This window comes from Alteromonas sp. BZK5 (assembly GCF_014349115.1).
GTDB classification, from domain to species: domain Bacteria; phylum Pseudomonadota; class Gammaproteobacteria; order Enterobacterales; family Alteromonadaceae; genus Alteromonas; species Alteromonas macleodii.
Map to the genome: position 1 here is coordinate 69452 of NZ_JACSOE010000018.1, position 6190 is coordinate 75641.

The following is a 6190-nucleotide window of genomic DNA, read 5'->3' on the forward strand; positions in this document are numbered from 1 at the left end:
CTAGACGCCCATACCGAAGCTGGTCGCCAACGTACCGAAAATCAAGTTCCAACCATCAACCAACACGAACAACATGAGCTTAAACGGCAAAGATACAATCATAGGTGAAAGCATCATCATACCCATAGCCATCAATATAGACGCTACCACCAAGTCAATAATAAGAAAGGGAATAAATAGCATAAAACCAATTTGAAACGCGGTTTTAAGTTCACTGGTCACAAAAGCCGGAATTAAGATGGTTAGCGGCACTTCATCCGTATCGGCATATTTTCCTTCATCTCCAGCTATCCGTACAAACGTTTCTAGGTCTTTTACCCTTGTTTGTGAAAGCATAAATGCGCGCATGGGGCCTTTGGCTTGCTCAAGAGCGTCTAAACTGGTGAGTTGCTCGTTAAGGTAAGGCTGTAAAGCTCGCTCGTTCACCTCTTCAAACACCGGCGCCATAATAAACATGGATAGAAACAAACTAACGCCAATGAGTATCTGGTTTGACGGTGATTGTTGTAAGCCAATCGCCTGACGCAAAATAGACAACACCACAATAATACGCGTGAAAGAGGTCATCATCATGATAAACGCTGGAATCAGACTCAACGCTGTCATGATAAACAGCGCTTGAAGCGTCATAGAGTAATCTTGCGTTCCATCTTGGTTAGTCGTAACCGTGACGGCAGAAATCCCCTGTTGAGCATAGGCGGGCTCAACGAGCAGTAATAAGGGTAGTATTAAAAGTAGCCAGGCAAACTTACGCATCTCTCGACTCTTCCTTTGTTTTATTCTTTTCTATATTCGGGTTGAGCTTTCCCGCCATGGCAGCAACAAGCTTTTGTTTAAACGCATCGGCACCATTTTGTTGCTCGCCTGTGGTGTTGTTCACACCTTTCACAGGCACATCGAGATTCTTATCTAATTTGCTTAAATGAGAGATGTTGTGACTGGTTACACCAATGAGATGCTGCTCTTCACCTACCTGAATCACCATGATTTTTTCTTTTGTACCAACAACCATGCTGGCCGCGACTTTCATTTGATTTCCACCCATCGCAGTGACATTAAATCGACGCATCACATAAGCCAGAGCGAAAATGACGCCAACAACGACAAGTAAAGAAAGGAAAATTGACAGTACCGAGGTGGGATTGGTGATTGACTGGGTCGACTGCGCGACGGCTATCTGGCTAAATAAAAGGGGCAGCATTGCGCAACCCCTTACTTTATAAGAAGTTTTATCTGAGCTTCTTGATTCTCTCAATTTGACTAATAACATCCGTTAATCGAATACCGAATTTGTCGTTGACCACTACTACTTCTCCATGAGCAATCAACGTGCCATTAACTAATACATCTAGTGGCTCACCGGCAACACGATCCAGCTCTACCACAGAACCCTGGTTCAACTGTAGCAGATTTCGGATACTTATTTGACTACGACCGACTTCCATCGAAATAGTCACAGGTATATCTAGAATGGTATCTAGCTTTTTCTTTTCTTCTTGCGTAATCGGCGCGTCGTCAGTTAATTCGTCAAGTTCTGCAACTTGTACGTCTTCGTTATCGCCAGCCTCTTGTTCCGCTTCAGATTCGGCTTGCTCGGCCATTGCCGCTGCCCAATCGTCCATACCGTCTTCACTCATGGGAACTCCCCTCTACCTTACAGGTCTTCTTCGAGTACTTGCAGTTCTGCGTCATTATCAATAATGCGCCCACCGCGGGTTAATAACTGTAGCTCAGACTTCACTGAAGTCGGTCTTGCAATCTTTTCTACAATTTTCAGCGCCAAATTGTCGCGACTGCGACCTAACTTAGCCCTAAACGTGGGTAAATCTTCAATTAATACAGTGATGGTTTCTGGCATCTCCACAGGGATGATATCGCCAGGTTTAAACTCCATCACATCGCGAAGCGGTACATCAACGTCTAGCATATGCGTAGTTAACGCTACTTTAACGTCCATGATTTCATCGCGAAGGGCCTTACTCCAACGTAAGTCTGTATCTTCTTTATCGCTTTGAACACCCGCATCAAGCAATTCGCGAATGGGCTCTAACATTGAGTATGGCAAGGACACGTGGAAGTCGCCACCGCCGCCATCTAGTTCGATATGGAACGAGCTGATGACCACCACCTCGGTCGGGCTCACAATGTTCGCCATCGCAGGGTTTACTTCTGAGTCCAAATATTCAAACGACACATCCATGACCGGTGCCCAGGCTTCTTTATAATCTTCAAAGATTATTTTAAGCAGCATCTGGATAATACGGCGCTCCGTTGGCGTAAACTCCCGGCCTTCAATCTTCGCATGATAACGTCCATCACCGCCAAAGAAGTTGTCTACCAGAATAAATACCAAGCGGGCTTCCATGGTGATAAGCCCCGTGCCTTTAAGCGGACGGAAGCGCACCATGTTCAAACTCGTTGGAACGAATAACGTATGAATGTATTCGCCAAACTTGATCATCTGAATACCGTTAATCGATACTTCAGCTGAACGTCGCATCATGTTGAACAAGCTCACACGCATATGACGTGCGAAACGTTCATTAACTATTTCAAGCGTAGGCATACGCCCACGCACAATTCTGTCTTGCGAGGAGAAGTCGTACTCGAGCGTAGAAGCATCAGAGTCGCTGCCGCCGACCTCTTCTTCTTCTACATCATCTACCCCGTGTAATAGGGCATCGATTTCATCTTGAGATAATAAATCACTCACCGTCTTCTACCTTACTTAGTCAATGCATTACTGCATGACAAACCCAGTGAACAATACGCGCTCAACTACATCGCTGCCCGTAATGTCCTTTAATGCTTTTTGTACTTCTGTTACTGCCTGCTCGCGAAGCTCAATTTTACCGGCTTCGGTAACCAGATCGTCTGCGTTTGAAGTACTAAAAGCCTGTAGTAATGTCCCTTCAATTAGCGGTATATGCATCTTCGCCAGCTCTTCATTGTCAGAACCGCGCACAAGCAACTGCACTTTTATCTGAACCAATCTGTCTCTTCCTGCGCCCGGTACGTTAAAAACAAATGGTCGCGGCATCGCTACGTAAAGCGCAGTGCCCATTTCAGCCTTCCCTGCTGCTGATGCTGGTGCACTTGCAGCCGCTGCGGCGGCATCAGTCTCGGCAAGCTGTTCGGCTGCTGGCTCATCAGCGCCTGCAAACATTAAGAAATAGGCTGCGGCACCGCCTCCTAAAAGAACCACAGCGATAATGATGATCAACATCATTTTGCCTTTCTTTTTGCCGCCTTCTTCTACTTGTAATTCTTCTTCAGCCATGTGTAACTCGTCAGTAATGCTCGGAAAAAACGTATTATCAAGGTTCCGTCAAAAATGGCAATGCCATTATTTGAGGAAAACAATATGTGTACGGGTAATTTTTTGCGTCTTCACGCTTCCTATTACCCTCTAATACCACCTACTGCTCACTCCTTTCATTCAAAACATAGCAGCGTTTACGTATTCTCTCTATGCGACCTATTGGTAATAATTCATACGGGATGTGGTTAAGCGTAAAAGTCTATGCCGCCCTTGTCCGCGCGCGAAATCGACTGTTCAATAACCCGCATGCCATCCGTGTCGTCTACACCGTCATTTTCTCCACGATCCCCAGCTCCCTGACCTTGATGACTGTTTCCTGCAAGTTGTTGGCCATTTTCTTGACCAGAAGAATTATCTTTCCTAACTTGGGCGTCGCCTAACTCAATACCCTGTTCTGAAAGCATATCCCTTAGCTTGGGCATAGCATCGGCCAATGCATCTTTAGCTTGCTGAGATTGCACGACAAAGCTCACGCTAGCAGCGTCACCCGCCACATTTACTCTCACCTGCATACTGCCGAGCTCAGGAGGATCTAAGCGAATTTCAGCCATGGTATTTCGCGCATTAACCATCCAGCGAATTTTCTCACTAAGCTGCTGCTGGCCGTCGCTCTTATGAATATTGACCGCTTTATCAAAACCTTCAAACTGCTGCTGAGTTTTTGACGCTTCAGCGCGAAGCTGAGAGTTTTCCTGCATAACCGATTCAGTTGGATTAACCAATCCAGCAATAGCGTGTTGAGCACTTGCTTGAGTTTGCGTCATCAAATTTAAGAATTGACTGGCTTGACCGTCTACACGCGCTGTCATTGAAGCAACCACATCAGCACTTACCGCAGCATCTTTTGCGGCATCGGCAACAATAGTTGATAAATCAATGCCAGGCTCTCTACCTTGCTGAACTTGTTGCTGAAACTCGTTGATGCCAGCGATAATGTTAGCCTTCACTGCTTGTTGCTGCGCACCACCTGGCAGAGCCGCGACTACACGCTCAGCAAACGCTTCCGTTGCCTTTTGCGCGCTTTGTGGCGATAGCTCACTTATCGCTGAAAGCAGGTCGCTTGAAATTTCTGTAGCACCAAAAGAATCAACTACCTTGGTTTGCTCGCCGCTGTTATCAACGTTTGACAGCCCCTCAGACGATGCTGATTTAGCGCCCTTTGATGCTGCTGCATTTACCGCCACATTGCCCGCAGCAGCTGCCTCTGAGGTTAACTCGGTCAATAACTCTTGAGCCTCGGCGAGATTGTCATCAAGAGATTTTGCCTGAATATTGTTAAGTTCATCTGCTAGAAGACTTAGTACGAGCGATTCATCGGCCGATTTTTTGCCGCTTTCAGGTAGCCCATTTAACGTTTCTAACATATCGCTTAATGCATTTGCGGCATCAGTGTCTGACGCTAGACCTTGTTCAGGATTTTCTGAGTTCTCAGTCTGCATGAGCTTGGCAATCAATGCTGAAAGCTCATTGTCACTTTTTACTTTTTTATATGAATTAGCATTGATATCAGTTTTCGCATTTGAAGACGCATTGTTCGCTTCACTATCACTTCCTCTCTGTTGGTCGTTAGCGTTGCCACCAATAAGAAGTGAAGTTAGTGTAGTGAGTGTTTGTTGTGCTTCAGACGACAGGGATTCGATGGCTAATTCACCATCATTGCTACTATTAAGTTGCGACAACAGATGAGCCATGACCGATGGCATATCGCTCGCATCCACATCCTCCGGAAGCTTCCAAAGTTTTCCGCTTTCTTTTATAGATACGACGTTAACTGCCTCGCCTGCAGCTTCAGAGATACCCTTATCTTCTGTGGTACCTGATTCACCTGAAGATTCATCACTTTCTCCAAAGCGATTAGCTACCGTCTCAACGTAGGCAATCCAGTCTGGCTCGCCATCGTCTTTGCTTGGCTTTCCGTCTGGCGTGCCAGGTGAGGTAATAACGCCAGCCTCAGCATCTTTTCTGCCACCTTCTCCAATGACATACTGCACGTCGATCACGTTTTTTTGTTCAACGGCGTCTTCAGCGTCGTCAATAACGAGATTGGTATTTTCACCGTCAGTTGAGGGCTGCGTTGTCGTTGCTGAACCTTGCGCAACCTCGTGTGCACCAAGCGTTGCATTTTCTTCTTGATTTGCATTATGGGAGTCAGCTTCAGACTCAGCTGGAATATCTGTGACTTCGTCACGAACAGGTAAATCCGTATGTCCCGCATCGCGGTCTTTACCATTTTTGATCGTGTCGCTGGAGACTGAAGATTGGGGAGCTGCTCTGTCCAAACGGCTTGCTGTTCGAGATTGAGCAACCTGATCTTCTTTTTCGTTTAAAACAATTTCTGACTTGCTCGATTTAGCTTCTTGATAAAGTCGGTTAAATGCTTGGTTATTTTCACTGTTCGCTTCTTGCTGAGTTCCAATACTCGTTCCAACGGCTTTCGCCGTACCAGAAGCTGAGAATGGTAATGCGGCAATGTCTGTTTTATGTGCGGCAACTTGTTGCATATTGTCCTACCGTCCTACATTTAAATCGTCTTTCACCAAGAAGACGTATCGTGGTGCGAATGATTCACGTGGCGTTTTCTTATAAAAAACTTGACGCCATTTCATCGCAAAGCCACCAACGCTTACTTCAATTACAATCACTTAGCATTACTTAGTCAGCATGTATCGCTATAATTTTTCGCTACGGCCCTTAGTCGCCCTCGCTGAATTTCAAACGCTATACTGTGTGATGAAACTCAAAGAAACGATGGTTTTCCGTAGTAGCGATTGCAAAGTAATTACGTCGCGCTAGTACATTATGAAATGGTTTTAGCAAGGGTTGAGCCAAAGTGGCAGAGGCTCGACTAATTATCAGAAAGGCGAGCGC

Annotated in this window: 6 protein-coding genes; all 6 read right to left on the reverse strand. The window is 45.9% G+C overall.

What is annotated here, in order from left to right:
• The 6 genes from fliP to BIZ39_RS07630 all read right to left on the reverse strand — a co-directional run bounded on the left by fliP (window position 1) and on the right by BIZ39_RS07630 (window position 5823).
• Complete coding sequence (gene fliP / locus BIZ39_RS07605; protein ID WP_168532414.1) at window positions 1–756, reverse strand: flagellar type III secretion system pore protein FliP; 756 nt, start codon at window positions 754–756, stop codon at window positions 1–3.
• Complete coding sequence (gene fliO / locus BIZ39_RS07610; protein ID WP_187446716.1) at window positions 749–1201, reverse strand: flagellar biosynthetic protein FliO; 453 nt, start codon at window positions 1199–1201, stop codon at window positions 749–751. The genes fliP and fliO overlap by 8 nt, the downstream gene beginning before the upstream one ends.
• 28 nt (window positions 1202–1229) lie before the next feature.
• Window positions 1230–1637, reverse strand: coding sequence for a flagellar motor switch protein FliN (gene fliN / locus BIZ39_RS07615; RefSeq protein WP_014948639.1), 408 nt, complete (start codon window positions 1635–1637; stop codon window positions 1230–1232).
• Between the two features lie 17 nt (window positions 1638–1654).
• Window positions 1655–2713 (reverse strand): flagellar motor switch protein FliM, encoded by a 1059-nt coding sequence (gene fliM, locus BIZ39_RS07620; protein WP_014948638.1) that lies wholly within the window; start codon window positions 2711–2713, stop codon window positions 1655–1657.
• A 27-nt stretch (window positions 2714–2740) separates the two neighbouring features.
• Complete coding sequence (fliL, locus tag BIZ39_RS07625) at window positions 2741–3280, reverse strand: flagellar basal body-associated protein FliL (protein WP_156086065.1); 540 nt, start codon at window positions 3278–3280, stop codon at window positions 2741–2743.
• Window positions 3281–3507: 227 nt separating this feature from the next.
• Window positions 3508–5823, reverse strand: a complete 2316-nt coding sequence (locus BIZ39_RS07630; protein ID WP_187446717.1) for a flagellar hook-length control protein FliK — start codon at window positions 5821–5823, stop codon at window positions 3508–3510.
• Window positions 5824–6190: the final 367 nt, after the last annotated feature.

Excerpts from the sequence above, each read along its gene's own strand:
- fliP (WP_168532414.1), bottom strand. The coding sequence starts at position 756 with ATGCGTAAGTTTGCCTGGCTACTTTTAATACTACCCTTATTACTGCTC.
- fliO (WP_187446716.1), bottom strand. The coding sequence starts at position 1,201 with ATGCTGCCCCTTTTATTTAGCCAGATAGCCGTCGCGCAGTCGACCCAG.
- fliN (WP_014948639.1), bottom strand. The coding sequence starts at position 1,637 with ATGAGTGAAGACGGTATGGACGATTGGGCAGCGGCAATGGCCGAGCAA.
- fliL (WP_156086065.1), bottom strand. The coding sequence starts at position 3,280 with ATGGCTGAAGAAGAATTACAAGTAGAAGAAGGCGGCAAAAAGAAAGGC.
- BIZ39_RS07630 (WP_187446717.1), bottom strand. The coding sequence starts at position 5,823 with ATGCAACAAGTTGCCGCACATAAAACAGACATTGCCGCATTACCATTC.